Raw genomic sequence first — 20,620 nt, 5'->3', positions numbered from 1 at the left:
TCGCAGGCGATTCCTGCCGTGTCCAGGTGAACGCCCGGTGAGTGCCATGACTCAGGACCCGAAGCGCCGCTGCCTGCCGGTGTAGTCCCGCAGCGCACGAAGGAAATCAACTTTTCGGAAGGCTGGCCACAGGGCCTCACAGAAGTAGAACTCGCTGTAGGCGCTTTGCCACATCAGGAAACCGGAGAGCCGCTGTTCTCCGGACGTCCGGATCACGAGGTCAGGATCTGGCTGTCCCCGCGTGTAGAGGAACCGAGAGATGTCATCCACGGAGAGCTCGTCGGCCAGTTTGCCGATGTCTGCTCCTTTGTCCACAGCGTCGTGGAGCAATTCGCGGACGGCATCAACGATTTCGCGCCTCCCGCCGTACCCCACCGCAACATTGACATGAAGTTTTTCACGGACGGGTGTGCGGGCTGTGAGTTTGTTGAGGCGGTCCGCAAGATAGTCCGGCAAAAGTTCGGGTGCTCCCATGGCGTGCACGGAGATGTGTTCGTCTTCGTCCAGCTGGTCCAATGTGTTGGCTATGATTCCCATCAGCATGTCCAGTTCCTCGCCGGAACGGTTCATGTTGTCTGTGGACAGCATGTAGAGGGTCACCACATTGATGCCCAATTCCTTGCACCAGCCCAGGAATTCGTGGATCTTGTCTGCGCCGGCCTGGTGACCTTGGCTCGTTGGCGCATTGAACTGCTTGGCCCACCTGCGGTTGCCGTCAACCATGACGCCGATATGTTTGGGCATCCGGTCCGCATCAAGAGACCGCAGCAATTTGCGTTCGTAGAAATCGTAGAGAATACCGGGCATTTCCAACCGGAGACTCACCTGACTTCCCTTGATTTACGACGGCAGTGCAAGTCCTAGGCTACCTGCCTGGTGATGGTGCGGGGCACCGTTTAAAGGCCTCTTCCCTTTAGGCGCTCGATTACCAACCAGTAACTTACTGCCGCGTAGGTTATTCTGGAAGGCATGGGAAGCACAGCTGCAGAGGGTGGCATGCCACCAGGAAACGGCCGGGATCCGGGGCCTGCTGAGGACGTCGCAACCCGGATTGCCGAACTGCTGACGATCAAACCGAAATGGCGTGGCTGGATCCACACCGTCACGGCACCCTTGGCCCTGGCCGCCGGTGTCGTGCTGGTGCTGATCGCGCCCACTGATGACCGCAAGATCACCTCCGCCATCTATGCGCTGACAGGGGTCCTGCTGTTCGGAGTCAGTGCGGTATACCACCGCGGGAACTGGCCTCCGAGGGCAAGAATGGTCCTCAAACGGCTGGACCACACCAACATTATGCTGGTGATCGCCGGCAGCTACACACCCTTGGCCTGGGCCCTCCTGGAACGGCCCAAGGCGGTTTTCCTCCTCTGGCTCATTTGGTCCGGTGCGATCCTGGGCGTTCTTTTTAGGCTGCTGTGGACGAACGCTCCCCGTTGGCTGTACGTCCCGATCTACATTGCCCTTGGCTGCGGATCACTCTTCTACCTCCCGGACTTCTTCACAGCGAGTGTCCCTGCTGCCCTGCTGATCTGCGTCGGTGGTGTCTTTTACATCGCCGGCGCCGTTTTCTACGCCCTCAAAAAGCCGAACTTCAGCTATAAGCACTTCGGGTTTCATGAACTTTTTCACGCGTTCACCGTTCTGGCCTTTGCCGCCCATTTCGTGGCGATCGCTATCGCGGTTTTGAGCTGACACCCTTGACCAGGACGCCGTCGCAGTCGAAGGTCACCAGCTTGAACGGTGATTCACCTTGCCCGTGCTGAACTGAGGTGCCACCAGCGCTCATCGTGTCATTCCGGCCAGGCGATCCATCAGCTCGGGGACGGCGGCCACAGGACGCTCGCACACCATGTTCCGGCACAGGTACACCTGCGGTGCTCCGTCTGGCCCGGCAGTACGGGCATGAAGAAGCGGAACGGCGTCATCGTCGTCGTCGGCCTCGGTTGCAACGGCAATCACCAGACCGGGGCTCGGGGACTGCAACAGTGCCTTGTGCAGCGCATCGCGCTGTGGACCCGGAGGCCCGACGACGGCGGCCTCCACCGGGCCGGCCAGTTCAGCTTGCGCCGTGGCCAGCATCCACCCTGCAGCCCGGGGCGCCCGCGTGGCGAGTGGTTCAACCAGTGACAGGATCCTGCCTGCCTTTTCCCGATGGGAGAGGGAACCGGTCAACGCAGAATAGCTCAGGAGGGCGCCGGCAAAGGCGGCCGCACCGCTGGGTGTGGCATCATCGAAGGGATCCAGCCCATGCCGCCTCCCCTGGGCGTTGAAGACTTGCTCCGATTCAGCTGTGGTGTCCACCAGTGTGCCGTCTGCCGTGAAATGAGCCTCGGCCGTTTTCAGGATGGCCTCAGCAAAATGGAACCAGTGGGCATTCCCTGTCACGGCATAAAGCGACAAGAGACCGTCTGCGCAGAAGGCGTAGTCCTCGAGCAGGCCTCCGATCCCCCGGGCCTGGCCGGCGTGCGAGACCCGCATCAGCGTCCCTATACCCGTTTCTCCCTCCTGCCTCCAGTGCACGCGCTCCAGATACCTTGCGATCCCCTGCGCGGCCTCGATGAACTCCGGGCGGCCCAGCACGGCCCCCGCTTCTGCCAGTGCCGCGACGGCAAGGCCGTTCCAGCCGGCAACCACCTTGTCATCGCGCGCCGGCTGGGGACGGGCAGAGCGTGCTTCCAGCAGAATCGGCCGGACGCGCTCCCACAGCGCGGCCTCCCTGGGATCCAGGGCCCGCCCAGGGTGCAGCGGTGAAGCATCCGTTGTGACAGTGCCCTCGCCGCGGACGTTCATGATCCGGGCCACTGCGGCTCCGTCATCCGGCCCCAGCAATTGCAGCAGCTCAGCGGCCGTCCAGAGGTAGGACGCGCCCTCATGATGCTCCCCGTCAATGACTGTGTCGGCGTCCAAGGACGAGGCCAATGCCTGATCAGCACCATCTGGCGAGCCAGGCAAGGACTCGTGCCCGGATTGCACACCAAGGGAGGAAATCATCCACGCCGCGGTGCGCTCAGCTACGTCCGCTGCTTCAGCGGAGGGAAAAAGGGAGCCTGCAGAGTCGAGGGAAAGGTTGTCCAGCCGGAGCCAGTGGGCGTATACGCGCAGCAACTGCGCGTTGTCGTAGAGCATCTTTTCAAAGTGTGGAACTGACCAATCCTGCGTCACGGAGTAACGTGCGAATCCGCCGTCGAGCTGGTCAAAAAGAGCGGAGCGTGCCATGGCTGCAAGTGTTCTGCCAGCCATGTCGGCAGCAGCCTGCGCTGTTTCGGAGGGTACCGCCGCATGGCGGAGCAGGAATTCCAGCACGGACGACGGCGGGAATTTAGGCGCGCTGCCGAACCCGCCGGCAGGATCCTCAGAGCGGGCCAGGGCGCGGACGGCATCGGACAGGAGCTCCGCATCTACTGTTGCCGCTGGACCCGTCAGCTCTACGACGCCCGCTGAAGTGGCCTGCCCGAGTCCCAGGGCGAGCGACTCCGCATTCTGCTCGACGGCGTCACGTCGTTCAGTCCATGCGTCGCGAACAGCTTCGAGGACCTGGCGGAATGAGGGCCGGCCGGGCATGGGACGCGGCGGGTAATACGTGCCGGCGTGGAAGGCCCGGCCATCGGGGGTGAGGAAGACCGACATCGGCCAGCCGCCCTCCCCGCTGATGGCCTGGGTGGCAGCCATGTAAACACTGTCCACGTCCGGGCGTTCTTCGCGGTCCACCTTGACCGGAACAAAGTGGGCATTCAGGTAGGCCGCCGTTTCCTCGTCCTCAAAGGACTCCTGGGCCATCACATGACACCAGTGGCAGGCGGCATACCCAATCGACAGGAAGACAGGCACGTCTCGCCGGGCAGCGGCAGCGAAAGCCTCGTCACCAAAGGGACGCCAGTGCACGGGGTTGTCCGCATGCTGGCGAAGGTAGGCAGAGAGTTCCCCGCCCAGTGCGTTGCCTGCACCAGGACCGGATTCCGCCCATGGACGGTCAGCGCCCGGCTGGTCCTGCATTCCCGTTCGCGTCACTGTCATCAGAAGCGGCGGCAGCAGCAAGGCGCTGCTCTTCCACCTGGGCACGGTACCTGACCCTGCGGATGCGGCGGACCATGTCCACAATCAACAAGGTAGTGGCCACCACGAAAAAGGCGGTCATGATGAACCCCCAGAGACCCGGGGTCACCTGGTCTTCCGAAAGCCCGGCACGCAACGACGGCGAAGGAGAGGGCGGCGTTGTGGTTGCCAGGACGAGGAGCAAGTGTTGCACTGTCATTTACCTTCTGTGGAACGGGCCGGCATGTCTTCTACGCTGGATAGAAATGTCCCGTTGAGACTATCTTAGCCCGGCAAAAAGGTCCTTCTCGGGGAGTTGGGTCTGGACCCTGGACTTCACCAGCGTGTAGTCCTCCCACGGCCAGGCGCGGCGTTGCATTTCGGCTGAAACGGCGAAGAAGAATCCCAGGGGGTCCACTTGCGTGCGGTGTGCCCTGAGAGCATCGTCGCGGGCCTCAAAGTAGTCGCCGCAGTCAATCTGCGTGGTGGTTTGGTGCTTCGGCATTGGCGGCGTATGGCCTTCCGCGTCCGTTTCCAGCCACGCGGCAAGCCTTTCGGCGTACGGCGACTGCAGTCCTGCTTCTTCCAAGGCAAAGTGCAGGGCACGGAAGCGTTCAGGGCTGAAGGCGCGATCGTAGTAGAGCTTGCTCGGCATCCAGGGTTCGCCGATACCGGCATACCTGTCGGGGTCCCCTGCAGCTTCGAAAGCTTCAACGGCCACGCGGTGGGCCATGATGTGGTCGGGATGGGGATAGCCGCCGTTTTCGTCGTAACTGAGGATGACATGGGGCCTGAAGTTCCGGACCAGCCTGACAAGGGGTGCGGCTGCCCGCTCAAGGGGTTGAAGAGCGAACGACCCTGCGGGAAGAGGGGGAAGCGGGTCACCTTCCGGGAGGCCGGAGTCCACGAAACCCAGCCATCGTTGGCGGATGCCGAGTACTTTGGCTGCCTGCGCCATCTCCAGGTATCGGGCGCCGGCCATATCCCGTTTCGGATGCGGGGCAGTCTCCATTGCAGGGTTTTGGATGCCGCCGCGTGAGCCGTCGGTGCAGGTCGCCACCATCACGTCAACGCCAGAGGCCGCATACATTGCCATTGTGGCGGCCCCTTTGCTCGATTCGTCGTCCGGATGTGCATGGACGGCCAACAGGCGGAGAGTCGCTGGCGGATAGGTGGACGCTGTCATCTCGGACGGCTCCTCTTTCTGTTGTCGCTGCATTGGGTTTCACTGCATTGGCCTTCACTGAGCACTGGTCTCAACACTTGGCCTGAAGGCGCCGCAGCCCCCACGACGGGCCACAGCTGTACTGTCGCCAGCTATTAAAGCCCCCGGAAAATTCCCCTTCATATCCACACTAAACTGGATGGGTGACTTCCGAGGATCAGCCGGCCTCTGCCCGCCCGTCAAACACCAGCCTAGCCAATCGGTACGGCGGCCAAAAGCGCGCATGGACCGTCAAGACCAAGCGGCTTGCTGTGCTGTCAGCACTCATCGTAGGAATAGCTTTAATGGCGTGGATTTCGACCTCGTTTTCCACCAACAACGTCACCTTCAAGGACGTTGGCTACAGCACTCCTGACGCCACCCAGGCGGTGATCGACTTCCAGGTCACAAAGGGTCCGGACGTCTCCGTCAAGTGCGCCGTGAAGGCGTTGGATTCCAAGTTCGCAGTGGTGGGATGGGAAGTTGTGGACATCGGTCCGAACAGCGTTGACACCGGAACTGACGGCGGCAGGACGACCGCCCACCGCGTGGTCCTGAGGACGGAGTCCCAGGCTGTCTCCGGCGTTGTGGACAACTGCTGGATTCCGGACGCCGGAACATAAATCTGTTCCCCCATATGTGAGCCACACCGCACTCTTCTTGGGTTTGTCCACAGGATTGCCTACAATGGATCAATACCTTAGCCCTGCTGAGCTGGTTACTGCGTCCTGAAAGTGGCCTGTCCGGTGGGGCATTTGTTTGTCAGATCCACAAGAGGAGAAGTCCGTGTCTACCACCAACAGTGCGCCTGCAGCTTGGCTTACCCAAGAAGCTTTTGACCGCCTGAAGGCAGAGCTGGACCACCTTTCCGGCCCTGGCCGTGCGGAGATCGTCCAGAAAATTGAAGCTGCCCGGCAGGAGGGTGACCTCAAGGAAAACGGCGGTTACCACGCTGCCAAAGAGGAGCAGGGAAAGATCGAGGCCCGCATCCGCCAGCTGACGGCACTGCTCCGCGATGCTCATGTAGGCGAGGCACCGGCCGACGATGGAATTGTCGAGCCCGGCATGCAGGTTGTCGCGAAGATCGCCGGCGATGAGGAAACATTCCTGCTCGGTTCACGGGAGATCGCCGGTGATTCTGACCTGGACGTGTTCAGTGAGAAGTCTCCGCTTGGTGCTGCCATTGTTGGCCACAAGGAGGGCGACAGCCTCAGCTACATTGCCCCCAACGGCAAGGAAATTACGGTGGAGATCATCTCCGCCAAGCCTTACGTCGGCTAAGCCTTCAGGCTCAGCACGGCAGTGCCGGAACGACGGCAGCGCCAGACGGCATCAACAGAACGACGTCGGTCCTCCCCTAGGCGGGAGGGCCGGCGTCGTGCTTTTAAGCGGTTGCGCCTTTAGACGTCTGCGGCATCGCGGCGGGATCGATTGGTTCTTGGCCTCAAGACCATGGCGGCCGCAACGCCACCCAGGGCGCCGCCCAGGTGGGCCTGCCAGGAAACGAAATGGGCGACCGTGGGAAGGATCCCGAACAGGATGCCTCCGTAGACCATAAAAAGCACCGCCGAAAGCAGGATCTGCCACCAGCTGCGGTTAAAGAAGCCACGAACCAGCAGGAAAGCAAAAAAACCGAAGACCAGGCCCGATGCACCGACGGTGATTCCACCGTCGCCGATCAGCCACACCACCAGGCCCGATCCCAGCCAGCTCAGCGCAGCGGTGGTCAGGAACACCCGTAATCCGGACATCAGCACCAGGAAACCGAAGATGATCAGCGGGAAGGAATTGGAGATCAGGTGCCCGAAATTGGCGTGCAGCAGCGGGAACGTAAAAATGTCCAGAAGGCCGTCCGGGCTCCTGGGGCGCAGGCCGAACGTCAGGTTCAGCGAGTGGAACATCAAAAGGTTGACCACTTCGATGATGAACAGCAGGACAACGAAGGACCCGACCACCAGCAGGCCGCTCTTGGCACGCGCCGCCGGCGTGTCAAACCCTGGCTGAAGCCCCCTGCCGCGTGGCCCTTTTCCGCCTGCCTCCAGCATCATTGACCCCTAGTGCACCACGATCGGTTGGAATCCCTCGGCGCGGAGGGCACTGAGGACCTGTTCGCAGTGCTCGTGCCCCTTCGTCTCCAGGTTGACCGTGATGGAGACGTCGCCCATGCTGATGGAGCCTCCCACTCTCGTGTGGTCCAGACCTGTCACGTTGGCATCGTTCTCAGCGATGATCCGGGCAATGGTGGCCAGTGAGCCGGGCCGGTCGTCAAGCATCATCCGTACTGTCATGTACCGCCCTGCTGCTGAGAGACCACGCTGGATCACCTTGAGCATGAGCATGGGGTCGATGTTGCCGCCAGACAGGATCACTGCGGTATTGCCGGGGTTCTCGATCTTGCCGTCCATGAGCGCCGCGACCCCTACAGCTCCTGCGGGCTCCACCACCATCTTCGCGCGCTCCAGGAGGAAGATCAGGGCACGCGCCAGGGAATCCTCGCTCACTGTGACGACGTCATCGACGAGTTCCCGGATGATGCTGAACGGCAACTGCCCGGGACGGCCCACAGCAATGCCATCAGCCATGGTGGATACCCTCTTGAGCGGAACGAGTGCGTCGGCTGCGAGCGAGGGCGGATAGGCAGCAGCGTTTTCAGCCTGCACGCCGATGATGCGGATATCGCGTCCCAGTTCCCTGGCCCTGGCCTTCACTGCAACTGCCACACCAGCCAGAAGACCGCCGCCGCCTACGCCCATCAGGATGGTGTCGACGTTAGGGATCTGTTCAAGGATCTCCAGTCCAACCGTTCCCTGGCCGGCAACAACGTCGACGTTGTCGAACGGGTGGACGAACACGGCGCCGGTTTCGTTGGCATAGCGTTGGGCCTCGGCAAGGGCTTCATCAACGTTGTGACCGTGCAGGATAACCTCCGCACCGTGGCTCCGGGTGGCCGCAAGTTTGGGGAGCGCGACGCCGAGCGGCATGTAGATGCGGGCCTTGATTCCCAGGCTCTTTGCGCCTACCGCGACACCCTGCGCGTGGTTGCCGGCAGATGCCGCCACCACGCCTCTCTTCTTTTCCTCAGGTGACAGCCGGGCCATCCGGACGTACGCGCCGCGGACTTTGAAGGAACCCGCGCGCTGCAGGTTTTCGCATTTGAAGTAGACCTCTCCGCCGACCATCCCGCCTAAGGCCCGGGATGACTCCACAGGCGTCCGCGTAATGATTCCTTCAAGCAGCTTTTGCGCCTCCAGGACATCGTCCAGCGTGACGGGCAGGCTCTTGAGGGTTTTCACGAACTATTCTCCTTTAGGGGTTTCGGCTCGGGTATCCGGTCCGGCCTGGCCGTGGATACCTGAATGCTGCACGGCGCCTTTGCCGTTTCGGGAATTGGCACCCGGAAGGTGAACTTCCTTGAAGGTGTTGTCCCTGCTGGCGTCTGCGGTATCGCGGGCTGCCCCGGCGTCCGCGCCTGCCAACACTCCTTCATATTCCCACGTCCTGCCGGCAATGTAGCGTATTGCCGAGTTTGCTACGGCCAGGATGGGCACTGAGAACAGGGCGCCGGGGATTCCTGCAAGGTAGGAACCTGCAGCAACTGACAGAATCACGGCCACCGGGTGGAGCGCTACGGCCCTGCCCATGACGAGCGGCTGGAGGATATGGCTTTCGAGTTGCTGGACCAGGAGCACGATGCCCAGCATGATGAGTGCGTTGACGACGCCGTTGGCCACCAGCGCCAGCAGCACGGCAACAGCGCCGGTAACCAGCGCACCGACGATGGGGATAAAGGAGCCGATGAAGACCAGGACACTCAGCGGCAGGGCCAGCGGCACTCCAATGATGGCCGCACCCACGCCTATGCCCACAGCATCGACGAAGGCGACGAACATCTGGATTCGTACATAGCTGACCATGGATGCCCAGCCCTTGCGTCCGGCTCCGCTGGTTGCTGCCCTTGCCTTCCGTGGCAACAGCCTCACGAGGAACGCCCAGATTCTTTCGCCTTCAAGGAGGAAGAAGATGGTCACGAAGAGGGCGATAAGGAGTCCGGCGGCGAAGTGACCGGCGGTATTCCCGAAGGACAGAGCACCGCTCAAAATGCTGCTGGTGTTGTTCTGCAGTGCATCGGTGGCCTCTTTGAGGTACTGGTCAATCTGGGCCGCGGAGAGATGAAGAGGCCCCTCCGCCAACCATGTCTGCACCTTCTGGACACCGGCAAGCGCTTCAGTCCACAGCTCGCTGAATCCAGTCACAAGCTGCCTGCCAACCAGCGCGAGGGCGCCGGCAATGACCCCGATGAACCCGAGCAGGGTGATGGCCACGGCCAGCCCATTGGGCACGCCTTGCTGTTTCAGCCAAAGGGTTACCGGGCTAAGAAGGCCTGCAAGAAGGGCAGCAACCATTACCGGGATGATGAGGAAACTGATTCTGCTGAGAAGCCAGATCAGGCCGGAACTGACCAGCAGGATCAGGCCAATCCGCCAGGCCCAGGATGCTGCGATCCGGATCCCGTACGGAATGTCCTGGTCAAGTTCCCGGTCTGTTCGCGGCTTTGCCCCGGCGGCGGAACCAGCCCCGGGCAGCGGCTCGCGAACAGCGTCCGGTGCGGTCTCCGTTTCCGGAACCGTTCCAGCCTGGGGAACGGTGGCGGCATTCGGAGGCAGGCTGTCCGCCGGAACAGCCTCCGGGCCTACGGCAACAGGTACGACGGCGGCGTTCGGGTTTGCTGCGTTTGCACCTGGCGCTCCGGCTGAGGATCCGTTCGCAGCTGGGGATCCGTCCGCAACTGCGGATCCTTCCGCAGCTAGGGATCCCTCCGCAGCTGGGGATCCTCCCGTGACCGGAGTAGCGGGGCTGTTGGAGGGTACGGCGTCCTTGGCTGGCGTCATAGCCTAATGATTCACCAGCCGGACGCCGATGGGAAACCCGCGCACTCCTGCCGGCTTCGCGGTGTCAGGCGTGGCCGCGGGGTTCAGTCGGAGGAACCATGCGCACCGGCGAGGTTGGCATGAATCCCCCAGGTCATGCTGAACGTCTCTCCGGGAGCAAGCCAACGAAGTCCGTCGCCGCTGTTGAAGGCATTGGCCGGCCCGGTCATGGGTTCGATCGCCACCGCCTTGGCCCTTCCTGGGAACGTATCGGTCACGAACACGTGTACGTAGCGGCAGGATGCGTCCTGCCAGAGACTCACACTGCTGCCATCGGGTGCCGCCAGCGTGTGGCGGGCAACGCCGTCGTCGAACTCCAGATCTGTATACGCGACATCGAGGTCGAGGTCAGACACCCTGCGTGCGCCGCGTAAATCGTTCTCCCCTTCCACTGCGTCGGAGCTGCGGGGAATGAGCTGCGCATCCGCAACCAGACGGGTGGACGCCTTGACCGTGAGGACCAGATCTTCCGCGGGCACATCACCTAACCGAAGGTAGGGGTGGGCGCCGAGCACGAACGGAGCGGATTCCTGTGAGTCGTTGACGAGTGTCTGACGCACGTGAAGGCCCAAATCGTCCGTCAGTGAGTATTGCACCTGGTGCCGTACCAGGAACGGATATCCGTGCTGCGGGAACACCACGCCCTCCAGCGTGACCGAGGAGTCCGTCTCCTCCAGGAGCTCGTAGGCTGTGTTTCGCAGGAGGCCATGGCTGGCGTTGTTCCGTGAAACTTCGGTGATGTCCAGCTGCTGTTTTTTCCCGTTCAGCTGCCATACACCGTTTTCAACCCTGTTTGCCCAAGGCGCCAGGGTTATGCCCGTCGCACCGGGCGCGATCTGGGCGTCGCCGTAGCTTTCGGTGAGCTGGGTCCCCCCGCGGCGGAACACCCGCAATCCTGCGGCGAGTTCCGTTATTACTGCCAGGGCGTCGCCGCGGCGAAGTTCATATTGGCGTCCGGTGGCGCAACGCCTTGCCACACCGCAGGCGATGCCGGTGATGGGGTCCATGCTGGGATTCATGGCACCACCGTACAGGTCATTAATGTGCCCGGCACCCCTAACGACGGCTGGCTCCCGCCTGACCAGGTTCGCTCTGCCGGCCCCCTTTGTTATCTTTTGTTAGAAACTATTACTTTTTGATCGTTTGTGAAATAATGGTTCTCAACCCCAACCCCAAAATAAGGACCGCGCCGCATGACAGCTATCACCAGCACACAGCTTGCCGATGGCCGGGAGCTGATCTACTTCGACGACGCTGCCGATACCGCCTCTCGCCGGTCCCCCGCGGACACCGTTGACCACCGACCCTTGCCAGACCGCGGCGAGCCCGGTGAAGTCAGGTTTGATGCCCTGACCGACGAGTGGGTGGCAGTTGCCGCCCACAGGCAGAGCCGTACCCACCTCCCACCGGCAGACCAGTGCCCCATCTGCCCCACCACAAGCAATAACCCCTCTGAGATCCCGGCCCCGGACTACGACGTCGTGGTGTTTGAGAACCGTTTTCCCTCATTGGGCCCGGCATTGGGATCCATCCCGGATAATCCGCAATGGGGTACCACAGGCCCCGCGTACGGCCGCTGTGAAGTGGTGTCCTTCACCCCCGATCACACAGGTTCGTTCAGCGGGCTCACCGAGGTGCGGGCGCGGACCGTCATTGAAGCCTGGGCCCACCGCACGGAAGCCCTGAGCGCCATGAAGGGCATCAAGCAGGTCTTCCCGTTTGAGAACCGCGGCGCCGACATCGGCGTGACACTTCACCATCCGCACGGCCAGATTTACGCCTACCCGTACATCACGCCGCGCGCCGGCGTCCTCGGTGCAGCCGCCCGGAAGTTTTACGACGCCGCCGATGGCCGCGAAACCCTTACCGGTTCGCTCCTGCGTTCCGAGCGTGAGGACGGCAGCCGCATGGTGCTTGAAGGCGAAAACTTCAGCGCCTACGTGCCCTTTGCTGCACGCTGGCCACTGGAAATCCATTTGGTGCCTCACCGCCAGGTGCCGGATCTGGCCGCTCTGACCGGAGAAGAGAAGGACGAACTCTCACACGTTTACCTCGATCTGCTGAAACGGCTCGACACCCTCTACCCCACTCCCACACCGTATATCTCGGCCTGGCACCAGGCGCCTCTGGATGACATTCTCCGGCCTGCCGGCTACCTGCACCTCCAGTTAACCTCACCCCGCCGGGCCGCCGATAAACTCAAGTACCTGGCCGGCTCCGAAGCGGCCATGGGTGCTTTTATCAACGACACAACGCCCGAACTCGTTGCCGAGAGACTGCGTGCGGTTGGCACCCAGCCCTCCTCACTGAACCACACCCCGGAAGGTGTCCCTGCATGACTGCTCCCCTGACCGCCAGCCAGCTGGCCGCCCGCTTCACCGAGGCATTCGGCGCTGAGCCCGACGGCGTCTGGATGGCACCCGGGCGCGTCAACCTCATTGGTGAGCACACGGACTATAACGATGGCTTTGTCCTGCCCTTCGCCATCGACAAAACGGCCAGAATCGCCGTCCGGACCAGGCCGGACTCCGTCCTTCGCCTGCTCTCCACCTACGGGGACCAAGGCATGACGATGGCGGACGCGACTGCACTCGATAAATCCACTGCACGCGGGTGGACCAAATACCCCCTCGGTGTGATCTGGGCGCTGCAACAGCGTGGCATCACGGTCCCCGGCATGGATCTGCTGCTCGATTCCGACGTACCCCTGGGTGCAGGACTTTCCTCCTCCCATGCCATCGAATGCGCCGTCATCTCAGCCCTGAACGAGCTGACAGGTGCGGGCCTGGAAGCCGAGGAAATGGTCCTGGCAACCCAGCGCGCGGAGAACGATTTCGTCGGCGCCCCCACGGGCATCATGGACCAGTCGGCGTCGCTGCGCGGCGCCAAGGACCACGCTGTGTTCCTGGACTGCCGTGACCAGACCGTCAAGCTGGTGCCGTTCGAGGCGCACCCCGCAGGCCTGGTAATGCTGGTGATTGACACCAAAGTTTCACATTCGCATGCCGACGGCGGATACGCCTCCCGCCGTGCCTCCTGTGAACTCGGGGCCGACGTGCTCGGAGTCAAAGCCCTCCGCGACGTTGGTGTAGAGGACCTTCAGGAGGCCAGCGGGCTTCTGGATGAAGAAACCTTCCGGCGCGTGCGCCATGTGGTAACGGAGAACGACCGGGTGCTTCAAACCGTTGAGCTCCTGGCCAGCGAAGGTCCCCGCGCCATCGGGCCCCTCCTCGATGCCAGCCACGTGTCCATGCGCGACGACTTTGAAATCTCCTGCCGCGAGCTCGACCTTGCGGTTGAGACGTCCCGTTCCAACGGAGCGATCGGGGCCAGGATGACAGGGGGAGGTTTTGGCGGTGCAGCCATAGCACTCACTCCCCTGGAAGCCGAGCAACAGGTGCGCTCCGCCGTCGTGCAGGCTTTCGCGGACGCGGGTTACACGGCTCCCGATATTTTCACTGTTACTCCTGCTGAAGGGGCCATGCGGCTGGCGTAACCGCGGCGTAGGCTGGGGCCATGCCTGAAGCTGTCATTGTTTCCGTTGCCAGGAGTCCCATCGGCCGAGCATTCAAGGGCTCCCTCAAAGACGAACGGCCCGACGACCTGGCAGCGGCCATGGTCGTCGCGGCCTTGGGCAAGATCCCTCAGTTCAATCCTCGCGCCAATGATGGGGAGGGCCTGGACGATCTCTACCTGGGGTGTGCCGAGCCAAGTGGGGAAGCCGGCTCCAACATGGCCCGCGTGGTCACCATCATGACAAACCTGGATGATGTACCGGCAGCAACGGTCAACAGGTTCTGTGCCTCCAGCCTCCAAACCATCAGGATGGCCTTCCACGCCATCAAGGCCGGGGAGGGGCGGGCTTTCGTAGCTGGCGGCGTCGAGGCTGTTTCCCGCTACAGCTCCTGGGCGGGAGCCGGCGAAACGGATGCGCGCAACCACAATCCGCTCTTCGGAGCCGCCGGCCAGCGCACGGCCGCCCGGGCTGCCTCGAACACGCCCTGGACCAATCCCCGTATGGGCGACCGGATGCCCGATATCTATATCTCCATGGGCCAAACCGCCGAGAATGTGGCCACAACATACGGAATCACCAGGGCCGAACAGGACGAGTGGGCGGTCCTGAGCCAGAACCGTGCCGAGGCTGCCATAGACTCCGGATTCTTTGCACGCGAGATCTCCCCTTACACAAGGCGTGACGGCACCGTGGTCAGCAAGGACGATTCACCCCGCTCCGGAGTGACCCTTGAAGCAGTCAGTGCCCTCCAGCCGGTTTTCCGGAAAGAAGGGACGGTTACCGCAGGCAATGCTTGCCCCCTCAACGACGGCGGAGCAGCAGCAGTGGTGATGAGCGATACCCGCGCACGCGAACTTGGCCTTCAGCCCCTGGCAAGGATCGTGTCCACCGGGGTAAGTGCGCTGTCTCCGGAACTAATGGGCATGGGACCGGTGGAAGCCACCCGCCGTGCCCTCGCGGCTGCCGGGCTGTGCATCGGGGACATAGACCTCGTGGAGCTTAATGAAGCCTTCGCCGTCCAGGTCGTAGCCAGCGCCCGCGAACTGGGCATCGACCACTCCCGGCTTAACGTTCACGGGGGCGCAATCGCCCTGGGCCATCCCTTCGGAATGACAGGAACCCGGATGACGGCAACTCTGCTCAACGGGCTCTCCTCCACCGACAGCACCTTGGGGCTGGCTACGCTCTGCGTCGGTGGCGGCCAGGGGATGGCCATGATTGTGGAACGCCTCAGCTGAAGCACAGCAAAAAGCAGGGCCCCGCCTTTCGAAGTTAATCGAATGGCGGGGCCCTGCTTCAGTTTGGAATCTGCCTGCGGTTAGTCTTCGCCGCGGAGAATTGCCAGGAGTCGAATGATCTCGACGTACAGCCACACCAAGGTCACTGTGAGGCCGAATGCGGCGGTCCAGGAGAACCGCTGCGGGGCTCCGGCGCGGACGCCTGCCTCGATGCTGGTGAAGTCCATGACCAGAGAGAAGGCGGCAAGGCCGATAGCAAGGACGCCGATGACGACCCCAATAATGCCGCTCCGCAATCCGAAGGGCTGATCTACCACTCCCGTCATCATCATCACGAGATTCACCACGGAGAACAGTGCGTAGCCGACCATTGCAATCAGGAAGAAGCGCATGGCCTTGGGGGTGGCGCGCACCTTGCCGCTCTTGAAAAGCAGGAGCGTGACGGCAAAGACGGACAATGTGCCAACGACAGCCTGCAGGCCAACTCCCGGATACATGCCATCCAGGATGCGGGTCAGGCCGCCAAGGAACAGTCCTTCAAGGCCTGCATAGGCCAGGATGAGTGCCGGTGAGGGTTGCTTCTTGAACGTGTTGACCAGGGCGAGCACGAAGCCGCCAAGCGCACCAACGATCATCAGCAGGCTCGCAAGCCCCATGCCCACAACCAGCGTCACGGCGGCGCCGGCCACGAGGACTCCAAGGCAGGCGGCGGTCTTGACAATGACGTCGTCGAAAGTCATCCGTCCGACATCGGCACGTCCGGCTGCCGGCGCGTTGTACATATCCTGGAGCTGGTCCTGCGAAAGATTCTGAGGCTGACCGTAAGGGTTCTGGCCGTACTGGGTCTGGCCATACTGTGCCTGGCCGAACTGGTTCTGGCCATACGGGTTTTGACCGAACTGGTTCTGGCCATACGGAGCCTGCGGAACAGGCGGTGCCTGGGTGGCTCCACGGAAATTCTTTCCGTTGAAGATCGGGTTTCCGCCAAGTGCCATTGCGGGTGTCCTCCATATAAAGGGGTGGTTAATAATCCTTAAAGATCAAGGTATCAATTTCCACGAGCGGTGGGCAGATATTGTTCCCGGAAACGCTTACCCGCAACCGAACCGTGACATCAGACGCCGGCACTGCCCCCGAGCGAAAGGCGGGCAGTTTTGGCAGCGCTCACTTCACGCCCCTCCGATCAGGAGCCCAACCCCGCCGGTTGTTACCTTATTGCGACGTTGCCGCCCCTATAGGCCAGCATTTTTTGCATCTACCGGGCTGTAACATAGGCCAAGCAAGGTGACGAATCTCACAAGCCGTTACGGTTTGCGCATCGCAGTACCGCACCACCCTTTAGTTGCCTGCATCGTTCGCAGTGGTTGCAATGGCGCAACCCGATCACCCCCCAAGCGGAGGTTTTTTATTTTGAGAAGCACACCGAGAGGCACGCTGCACCGGAGACGGGGCAGGTTATTGAAAGCGGTGGGGGCCGTGTTCGCCGCCATCATCACAATCCTGCTCGTCGTCGCACCGGCATCGCAAGCCACCACTCCCTCACCCACACCGTCACCAACAACCACGGTGTTCCAAAACAGCATCAGCGGCTTCCTCCGGGATGACGAGCGTAAACCCATCGCAGATGTCACCATCACCGCCACAAGCGGCGATTTCACGGGAACCGCAAAGTCCGCCGCCAACGGCGCCTGGACTATCGGCGTGCCTACTCAGGGAACCTACGAAGTGGAGCTGGACGAGTCCACGCTTCCAGAGGGCATCAAACTGGCGGAAGGCCAGGAGAACCCACGCAGCGTTACGTTCAGCCAGACCTCCAACCTCTCGGTGATTTTCGCCTTTGGTAAGGGCATCGTGATCGAGGAGCAGAACTTCGCACAGAATCTCCTCAACCGTCTGGTGGCAGGCCTGAGCTTTGGCCTCCTGCTGGCCCTGGCTTCCGTTGGCCTTTCACTCATTTTCGGTACCACGGGCCTGACGAACTTCGCCCATGGCGAGATGGTGACCTTGGGTGCAGTGGTTATGTTCGGGCTCAGTGCCATGAATCTGCCCTTCTGGCTTGCGGGACTTCTTGCACTCATCTTCGGTGGGCTCGCCGGCTATGTTCAGGATGCCGGCCTCTGGAAGCCCCTGCGCGGACGCGGTACCGGGCTTGTCCCCATGATGATTGTGAGCATCGGGCTCGCCCTCGCCGTCCGCTACGTCATCCAATTCAACTTCGGCGGCGCAACCCAGCAGCTGCCCTTCGCCCAGTCCCCCGAGATCCAACTCGGCCCGGTGTCCATCTCCCCCAACAACCTGTGGTCGCTGATCATCAGTGCGATTGTCATCGCCGTGATCGGCATCGTCCTACTCAAGACCCGTCTGGGGAAGGCCACACGCGCTGTGGCTGACAACCCCGCCTTGGCGGCAGCCTCAGGGATCGACGTCGACGGCGTTATCCGCATCGTGTGGGTCGCGGGTGGAATGCTTGCAGCCCTTGGAGGCATTCTCTGGGCCTACTACCGGCCTGGAGTCACCTTCGATATGGGCTCGCAGATCCTCCTGCTGATTTTCGCCGGCGTCACCCTCGGCGGTCTGGGAACCGTATTCGGTGCCCTGGTGGGATCCATCATCGTTGGCATCTTCGTCGAACTGACCACTGTCTTCGGACTGGCTGCCGACCTCAAGTATGTGGGCGCCCTCTTTATCATGATTATTGTCCTCTTGTTCCGCCCGCAGGGTATCCTCGGCCGGCGTGAGCGTGTGGGTTAGGAGACAGCCATGGACTTCGGATTTATTTTTTCCAGTGCCCTCAGTGAGCTATTCACTCCGACGACGGCGGCATACGCCCTCGCCGCCCTCGGTCTCGCCGTCCATTTCGGTTACTCAGGCCTGCTGAACTTCGGCCAGGCCGGCTTCATGGCGGTGGGAGCCTACGGCTTTGCCATCTCGACACTGACCTTCGGCGTGCCGTTCTTTGTAGGACTGCTCATCGCCGTCATCTGTTCCTCGCTTTTTGCACTGCTGCTGGGTATCCCAACCCTTCGGCTCCGGGCTGACTACCTGGCCATTGTGACCATTGCCGCAGCAGAAATTGTGCGCTACATCGTTACGACCAACCAGCTGGATGCAGTGACCGGATCAGCCGACGGCCTCGGGGCTTTCGAAGGCGGTTTCTACGCAATGAACCCATTCCCCGAGGGTTCCTACATGGGAATGAACAATCGTGACTTCTTCATCCGGGTAGTCGCTTGGGCTTTGGTTATCGTGTGTTGCGTGCTCGTTTGGCTCCTGATGCGCAGCCCTTGGGGCCGTGTACTTAAAGGTATCCGTGAAGACGAGAACGCCGTCCGTTCCCTAGGGAAAAACGTCTACGCCTACAAGATGCAGGCGCTGGTCATTGGTGGCATCCTGGGCGCCTTCGCTGGCATGGTGTTCACCTTGCCCCGCGGCGCCGTCCAGCCCGCCAACTACGGGACTGAACTCACGTTCTTCCTCTGGACCTGCCTCCTGCTCGGCGGCATGTCCACGGTCCTGGGGCCCGTTGTGGGCGCCATGATCTTCTGGGTGGTCCTGTCCCTGACCCAGGGCATCCTTTACGGTCTCATCGAATCCGGCGCAGTGACCTGGCTGACCACGGTCCAGGCGGGGCAGCTGCGTTACATCCTGGTTGGCATTGCCCTGATGCTGCTAATGATCTTCAGACCCCAGGGTGTCTTTGGCAATAAGAAGGAGCTGGCGTTCGCATGAGCCACAGCGCACATTCAACAAGCAACACCGCAGGCAGCACCAAGCAGAACACCGCAGGCGTCGACTACATGACGGATACCAGTCCGATTGCCGCAGGTGAAATCGCCCCCGGCTGCAAGAAGAGGGATCCCATCGTGGTCGCGGAAAACGTGACCCGTAGCTTCGGGGGCATTAACGCCGTCGACGTCCAGTACCTCGAAATCCCGCGGCACAAGATCACGGCTCTCATCGGCCCCAACGGGGCCGGGAAGACCACACTCTTCAACCTCCTCACCGGTTTCGATACCCCGAATTCCGGAAAATGGCAGTTTGACGGCAAAAACATTGAGGGCGTGCCCTCGTACAAGCTGGCCCGCATGGGCATGGTGCGCACCTTCCAGCTCACCAAGGTCATGGGCAAGCTCACTGTCATGGAGAACATGCGGCTTGGTGGCGCTGACCAGCCAGGTGAACGGCTCTCCAAGGCACTGTTCAAAGGAATTTGGGGCAGTCGGGAGAAGGAACTCACCGCCCAGGCCGACGCCTTGCTCGAGAAATTCAAGCTCGACGCCAAAAAGGACGATTACGCAGCGTCTCTCTCCGGCGGCCAACGCAAGCTGCTGGAGATGGCCCGTTCCTTGATGGTCCGGCCCAGGCTGGTCATGTTGGACGAGCCCATGGCCGGGGTGAACCCGGCCCTGACCCAGTCGCTGCTCGACCACATCAAGAACCTCAAGGCCGAAGGCATGACCGTGCTGTTCGTGGAGCACGACATGAACATGGTCAGGCACATCGCCGACTGGGTAGTGGTCATGGCCGAAGGAAAGATCGTGGCCGAAGGTCCCCCTGGTGAAGTGATGAAGAACCCTGCTGTTATCGATGCTTACCTTGGTGCCCACCACGATGTGGATCTTGGTGACACCGAAGGCATCAAGGAACTGGAGGCAGTACTCGAAGCCGACGAGGAATCCATCGTGGGTACCGAAAACGCCGGCATCATCGCGGTTGATTCAGTAGGGCCCAAGATCAGGGAGGCTGACACCGAACAACCCGACCTCAGCCCCGAAGCCCACCAGGCTCCGGCCGCCGATGAGCCCAACTCCCCCGAGTCAGGCATGGCTGATCCCGGCCGCACAGACAAGGACAAAGAATGAGTGCAACCAGCGCAGCGACGTCACCTCAAATGGCGTCCACAGATGACGTCGTCGTAAAGGTTACCGACCTCGTAGCCGGCTATCTTCCGGGCGTAAACATCCTCAACGGCTGCAGCATCGAAGCCCGTAAGGGTGAGCTGATCGGCATCATCGGCCCCAACGGCGCCGGTAAGTCCACGCTTCTGAAGGCCATGTTCGGACTGGTCAAGGTCCATTCAGGCTCTGTTGTGGTCCGGGGCCAGGACATCACTGGGCTCAAGGCGAACAAGCTGGTCACCCAAGGTGTCGGTTTTGTGCCCCAGAACAACAACGTGTTTGCCACCCTCACTATCGAGGAAAACATGCAGATGGGCATGTTCCAGCGGCCCAAGGACTTCGCGAAAAGGTTTGAGTTCGTAACCAGCCTGTTCCCTGAACTGGGCAAGCGGCGGGCCCAGCGTGCAGGCTCCCTTTCCGGTGGTGAACGCCAGATGGTTGCCATGGGGCGCGCACTCATGATGGAACCGGCTGTACTGCTGCTCGATGAGCCCTCTGCCGGCCTCTCCCCCGTCAAGCAGGACGAGACGTTCCTCCGTGTCCACGAGATCAACCGGGCGGGTGTCTCCGTAATCATGGTTGAGCAGAACGCACGCCGCTGCCTGCAGATCTGCGACCGCGGCTATGTCCTGGACCAGGGGAAGGACGCCTATACGGGTACCGGCCGCGAACTGATGAAGGATCCCAAGGTTATCCAGCTCTACCTGGGCACCTTGGCTGACACAGTGGAGTAAGAAGTATCTGACCAGATAAACCGCAAAGCAGAAGGGCCGTCACCACCGGTGGCGGCCCTTCTGCTTTGG

19 protein-coding genes are annotated in these 20,620 nt (G+C 61.8%); 10 read left to right on the top strand and 9 right to left on the bottom strand.

Annotated elements, in window-relative coordinates; all coding sequences use genetic code 11:
* Positions 1 to 51: 51 nt before the first annotated feature.
* The gene (locus M1D88_RS05860) at positions 52 to 813 is read right to left on the bottom strand and encodes an isoprenyl transferase (RefSeq protein ID WP_458114443.1); all 762 of its coding nucleotides are present in this window, start codon (positions 811 to 813) and stop codon (positions 52 to 54) included.
* 237 nt (positions 814 to 1,050) lie between these two features.
* Here M1D88_RS05860 and trhA point away from each other — a divergent pair, with 237 nt between their 5' ends.
* Positions 1,051 to 1,692 carry a PAQR family membrane homeostasis protein TrhA gene (gene trhA / locus M1D88_RS05855; protein ID WP_458114442.1) on the top strand — a complete coding sequence of 214 codons (642 nt, stop codon included), beginning with the start codon at positions 1,051 to 1,053 and terminating at the stop codon, positions 1,690 to 1,692.
* A 90-nt stretch (positions 1,693 to 1,782) separates the two neighbouring features.
* On the opposite strand, the gene M1D88_RS05850 is transcribed toward trhA, so the two are convergent.
* The 3 genes from M1D88_RS05850 to mca are packed head-to-tail and all read right to left on the bottom strand — an operon-like array spanning position 1,783 to position 5,218.
* A complete protein-coding gene (locus tag M1D88_RS05850; RefSeq protein WP_458113622.1) occupies positions 1,783 to 4,014 on the bottom strand; it encodes a thioredoxin domain-containing protein in 2,232 nt (743 codons plus the stop codon).
* Complete coding sequence (locus M1D88_RS05845) at positions 3,971 to 4,252, bottom strand: hypothetical protein (protein ID WP_375164722.1); 282 nt, start codon at positions 4,250 to 4,252, stop codon at positions 3,971 to 3,973. The genes M1D88_RS05850 and M1D88_RS05845 overlap by 44 nt, the downstream gene beginning before the upstream one ends.
* A 60-nt stretch (positions 4,253 to 4,312) precedes the next feature.
* The gene (gene mca / locus M1D88_RS05840; protein WP_458113621.1) at positions 4,313 to 5,218 is read right to left on the bottom strand and encodes a mycothiol conjugate amidase Mca; all 906 of its coding nucleotides are present in this window, start codon (positions 5,216 to 5,218) and stop codon (positions 4,313 to 4,315) included.
* Between the two features lie 182 nt (positions 5,219 to 5,400).
* Here mca and M1D88_RS05835 point away from each other — a divergent pair, with 182 nt between their 5' ends.
* Both M1D88_RS05835 and greA read left to right on the top strand, forming a co-directional pair.
* Positions 5,401 to 5,859, top strand: coding sequence for a DUF4307 domain-containing protein (locus M1D88_RS05835; RefSeq protein ID WP_458113620.1), 459 nt, complete (start codon positions 5,401 to 5,403; stop codon positions 5,857 to 5,859).
* Positions 5,860 to 6,022: 163 nt separating this feature from the next.
* Positions 6,023 to 6,517: a transcription elongation factor GreA gene (gene greA / locus M1D88_RS05830; protein ID WP_309106209.1), complete on the top strand. Its 495-nt coding sequence runs from the start codon at positions 6,023 to 6,025 to the stop codon at positions 6,515 to 6,517.
* 119 nt (positions 6,518 to 6,636) lie between these two features.
* Here the strand turns inward: greA and M1D88_RS05825 are convergent, their stop codons facing one another.
* The 4 genes from M1D88_RS05825 to M1D88_RS05810 form a co-directional block, all read right to left on the bottom strand.
* Positions 6,637 to 7,284 (bottom strand): rhomboid family intramembrane serine protease, encoded by a 648-nt coding sequence (locus M1D88_RS05825; RefSeq protein WP_458113619.1) that lies wholly within the window; start codon positions 7,282 to 7,284, stop codon positions 6,637 to 6,639.
* Positions 7,285 to 7,290: 6 nt separating this feature from the next.
* Positions 7,291 to 8,529 carry a threonine ammonia-lyase gene (ilvA, locus tag M1D88_RS05820; RefSeq protein ID WP_458113618.1) on the bottom strand — a complete coding sequence of 413 codons (1,239 nt, stop codon included), beginning with the start codon at positions 8,527 to 8,529 and terminating at the stop codon, positions 7,291 to 7,293.
* A 3-nt stretch (positions 8,530 to 8,532) separates the two neighbouring features.
* Positions 8,533 to 10,125: an AI-2E family transporter gene (locus tag M1D88_RS05815; RefSeq protein ID WP_458113617.1), complete on the bottom strand. Its 1,593-nt coding sequence runs from the start codon at positions 10,123 to 10,125 to the stop codon at positions 8,533 to 8,535.
* A gap of 83 nt (positions 10,126 to 10,208) precedes the next feature.
* The gene (locus tag M1D88_RS05810; protein ID WP_458113616.1) at positions 10,209 to 11,183 is read right to left on the bottom strand and encodes an aldose 1-epimerase family protein; all 975 of its coding nucleotides are present in this window, start codon (positions 11,181 to 11,183) and stop codon (positions 10,209 to 10,211) included.
* A 174-nt stretch (positions 11,184 to 11,357) separates the two neighbouring features.
* Between M1D88_RS05810 and galT the strand changes: the two genes are divergently transcribed.
* Genes galT through M1D88_RS05795 form a run of 3 tightly spaced genes read left to right on the top strand, consistent with a single transcriptional unit; the run spans position 11,358 to position 14,919 of the window.
* A complete protein-coding gene (galT, locus tag M1D88_RS05805; protein WP_458113615.1) occupies positions 11,358 to 12,503 on the top strand; it encodes a galactose-1-phosphate uridylyltransferase in 1,146 nt (381 codons plus the stop codon).
* Positions 12,500 to 13,660 (top strand): galactokinase, encoded by a 1,161-nt coding sequence (gene galK / locus M1D88_RS05800; RefSeq protein ID WP_458113614.1) that lies wholly within the window; start codon positions 12,500 to 12,502, stop codon positions 13,658 to 13,660. The genes galT and galK overlap by 4 nt, the downstream gene beginning before the upstream one ends.
* 20 nt (positions 13,661 to 13,680) lie before the next feature.
* Complete coding sequence (locus M1D88_RS05795) at positions 13,681 to 14,919, top strand: acetyl-CoA C-acetyltransferase (protein WP_458113613.1); 1,239 nt, start codon at positions 13,681 to 13,683, stop codon at positions 14,917 to 14,919.
* A gap of 80 nt (positions 14,920 to 14,999) precedes the next feature.
* On the opposite strand, the gene M1D88_RS05790 is transcribed toward M1D88_RS05795, so the two are convergent.
* Positions 15,000 to 15,914, bottom strand: a complete 915-nt coding sequence (locus tag M1D88_RS05790) for a Bax inhibitor-1/YccA family membrane protein (RefSeq protein ID WP_458113612.1) — start codon at positions 15,912 to 15,914, stop codon at positions 15,000 to 15,002.
* Between the two features lie 472 nt (positions 15,915 to 16,386).
* On the opposite strand from M1D88_RS05790, the gene M1D88_RS05785 reads away from it, so the two are divergent.
* Genes M1D88_RS05785 through M1D88_RS05770 form a run of 4 tightly spaced genes read left to right on the top strand, consistent with a single transcriptional unit; the run spans position 16,387 to position 20,551 of the window.
* Positions 16,387 to 17,670: a branched-chain amino acid ABC transporter permease gene (locus M1D88_RS05785; RefSeq protein ID WP_458113611.1), complete on the top strand. Its 1,284-nt coding sequence runs from the start codon at positions 16,387 to 16,389 to the stop codon at positions 17,668 to 17,670.
* 9 nt (positions 17,671 to 17,679) lie between these two features.
* Positions 17,680 to 18,648, top strand: coding sequence for a branched-chain amino acid ABC transporter permease (locus M1D88_RS05780; protein WP_458113610.1), 969 nt, complete (start codon positions 17,680 to 17,682; stop codon positions 18,646 to 18,648).
* Positions 18,645 to 19,781: an ATP-binding cassette domain-containing protein gene (locus M1D88_RS05775; RefSeq protein WP_458113609.1), complete on the top strand. Its 1,137-nt coding sequence runs from the start codon at positions 18,645 to 18,647 to the stop codon at positions 19,779 to 19,781. The genes M1D88_RS05780 and M1D88_RS05775 overlap by 4 nt, the downstream gene beginning before the upstream one ends.
* Positions 19,778 to 20,551: an ABC transporter ATP-binding protein gene (locus tag M1D88_RS05770; protein ID WP_309106198.1), complete on the top strand. Its 774-nt coding sequence runs from the start codon at positions 19,778 to 19,780 to the stop codon at positions 20,549 to 20,551. Before M1D88_RS05775 ends, M1D88_RS05770 begins: the two co-directional genes overlap by 4 nt.
* Positions 20,552 to 20,620 lie beyond the last annotated feature (69 nt).

The sequence above is a fragment of the Arthrobacter sp. R1-13 genome (assembly GCF_054161475.1).
The sequence above is the reverse complement of the archived record's forward strand: the minus strand, read 5'-3'. Positions and strand labels throughout refer to the sequence as shown.

Coding starts and splice junctions, on each gene's coding strand:
- M1D88_RS05850 (WP_458113622.1), bottom strand. CDS start 4,014: ATGACAGTGACGCGAACGGGAATGCAGGACCAGCCGGGCGCTGACCGT.
- mca (WP_458113621.1), bottom strand. CDS start 5,218: ATGACAGCGTCCACCTATCCGCCAGCGACTCTCCGCCTGTTGGCCGTC.
- M1D88_RS05775 (WP_458113609.1), top strand. CDS start 18,645: ATGAGCCACAGCGCACATTCAACAAGCAACACCGCAGGCAGCACCAAG.
- M1D88_RS05845 (WP_375164722.1), bottom strand. CDS start 4,252: ATGACAGTGCAACACTTGCTCCTCGTCCTGGCAACCACAACGCCGCCC.
- M1D88_RS05795 (WP_458113613.1), top strand. CDS start 13,681: ATGCCTGAAGCTGTCATTGTTTCCGTTGCCAGGAGTCCCATCGGCCGA.
- M1D88_RS05815 (WP_458113617.1), bottom strand. CDS start 10,125: ATGACGCCAGCCAAGGACGCCGTACCCTCCAACAGCCCCGCTACTCCG.
- M1D88_RS05810 (WP_458113616.1), bottom strand. CDS start 11,183: ATGAATCCCAGCATGGACCCCATCACCGGCATCGCCTGCGGTGTGGCA.
- M1D88_RS05780 (WP_458113610.1), top strand. CDS start 17,680: ATGGACTTCGGATTTATTTTTTCCAGTGCCCTCAGTGAGCTATTCACT.
- M1D88_RS05770 (WP_309106198.1), top strand. CDS start 19,778: ATGAGTGCAACCAGCGCAGCGACGTCACCTCAAATGGCGTCCACAGAT.
- M1D88_RS05825 (WP_458113619.1), bottom strand. CDS start 7,284: ATGATGCTGGAGGCAGGCGGAAAAGGGCCACGCGGCAGGGGGCTTCAG.
- galK (WP_458113614.1), top strand. CDS start 12,500: ATGACTGCTCCCCTGACCGCCAGCCAGCTGGCCGCCCGCTTCACCGAG.
- galT (WP_458113615.1), top strand. CDS start 11,358: ATGACAGCTATCACCAGCACACAGCTTGCCGATGGCCGGGAGCTGATC.
- M1D88_RS05790 (WP_458113612.1), bottom strand. CDS start 15,914: ATGGCACTTGGCGGAAACCCGATCTTCAACGGAAAGAATTTCCGTGGA.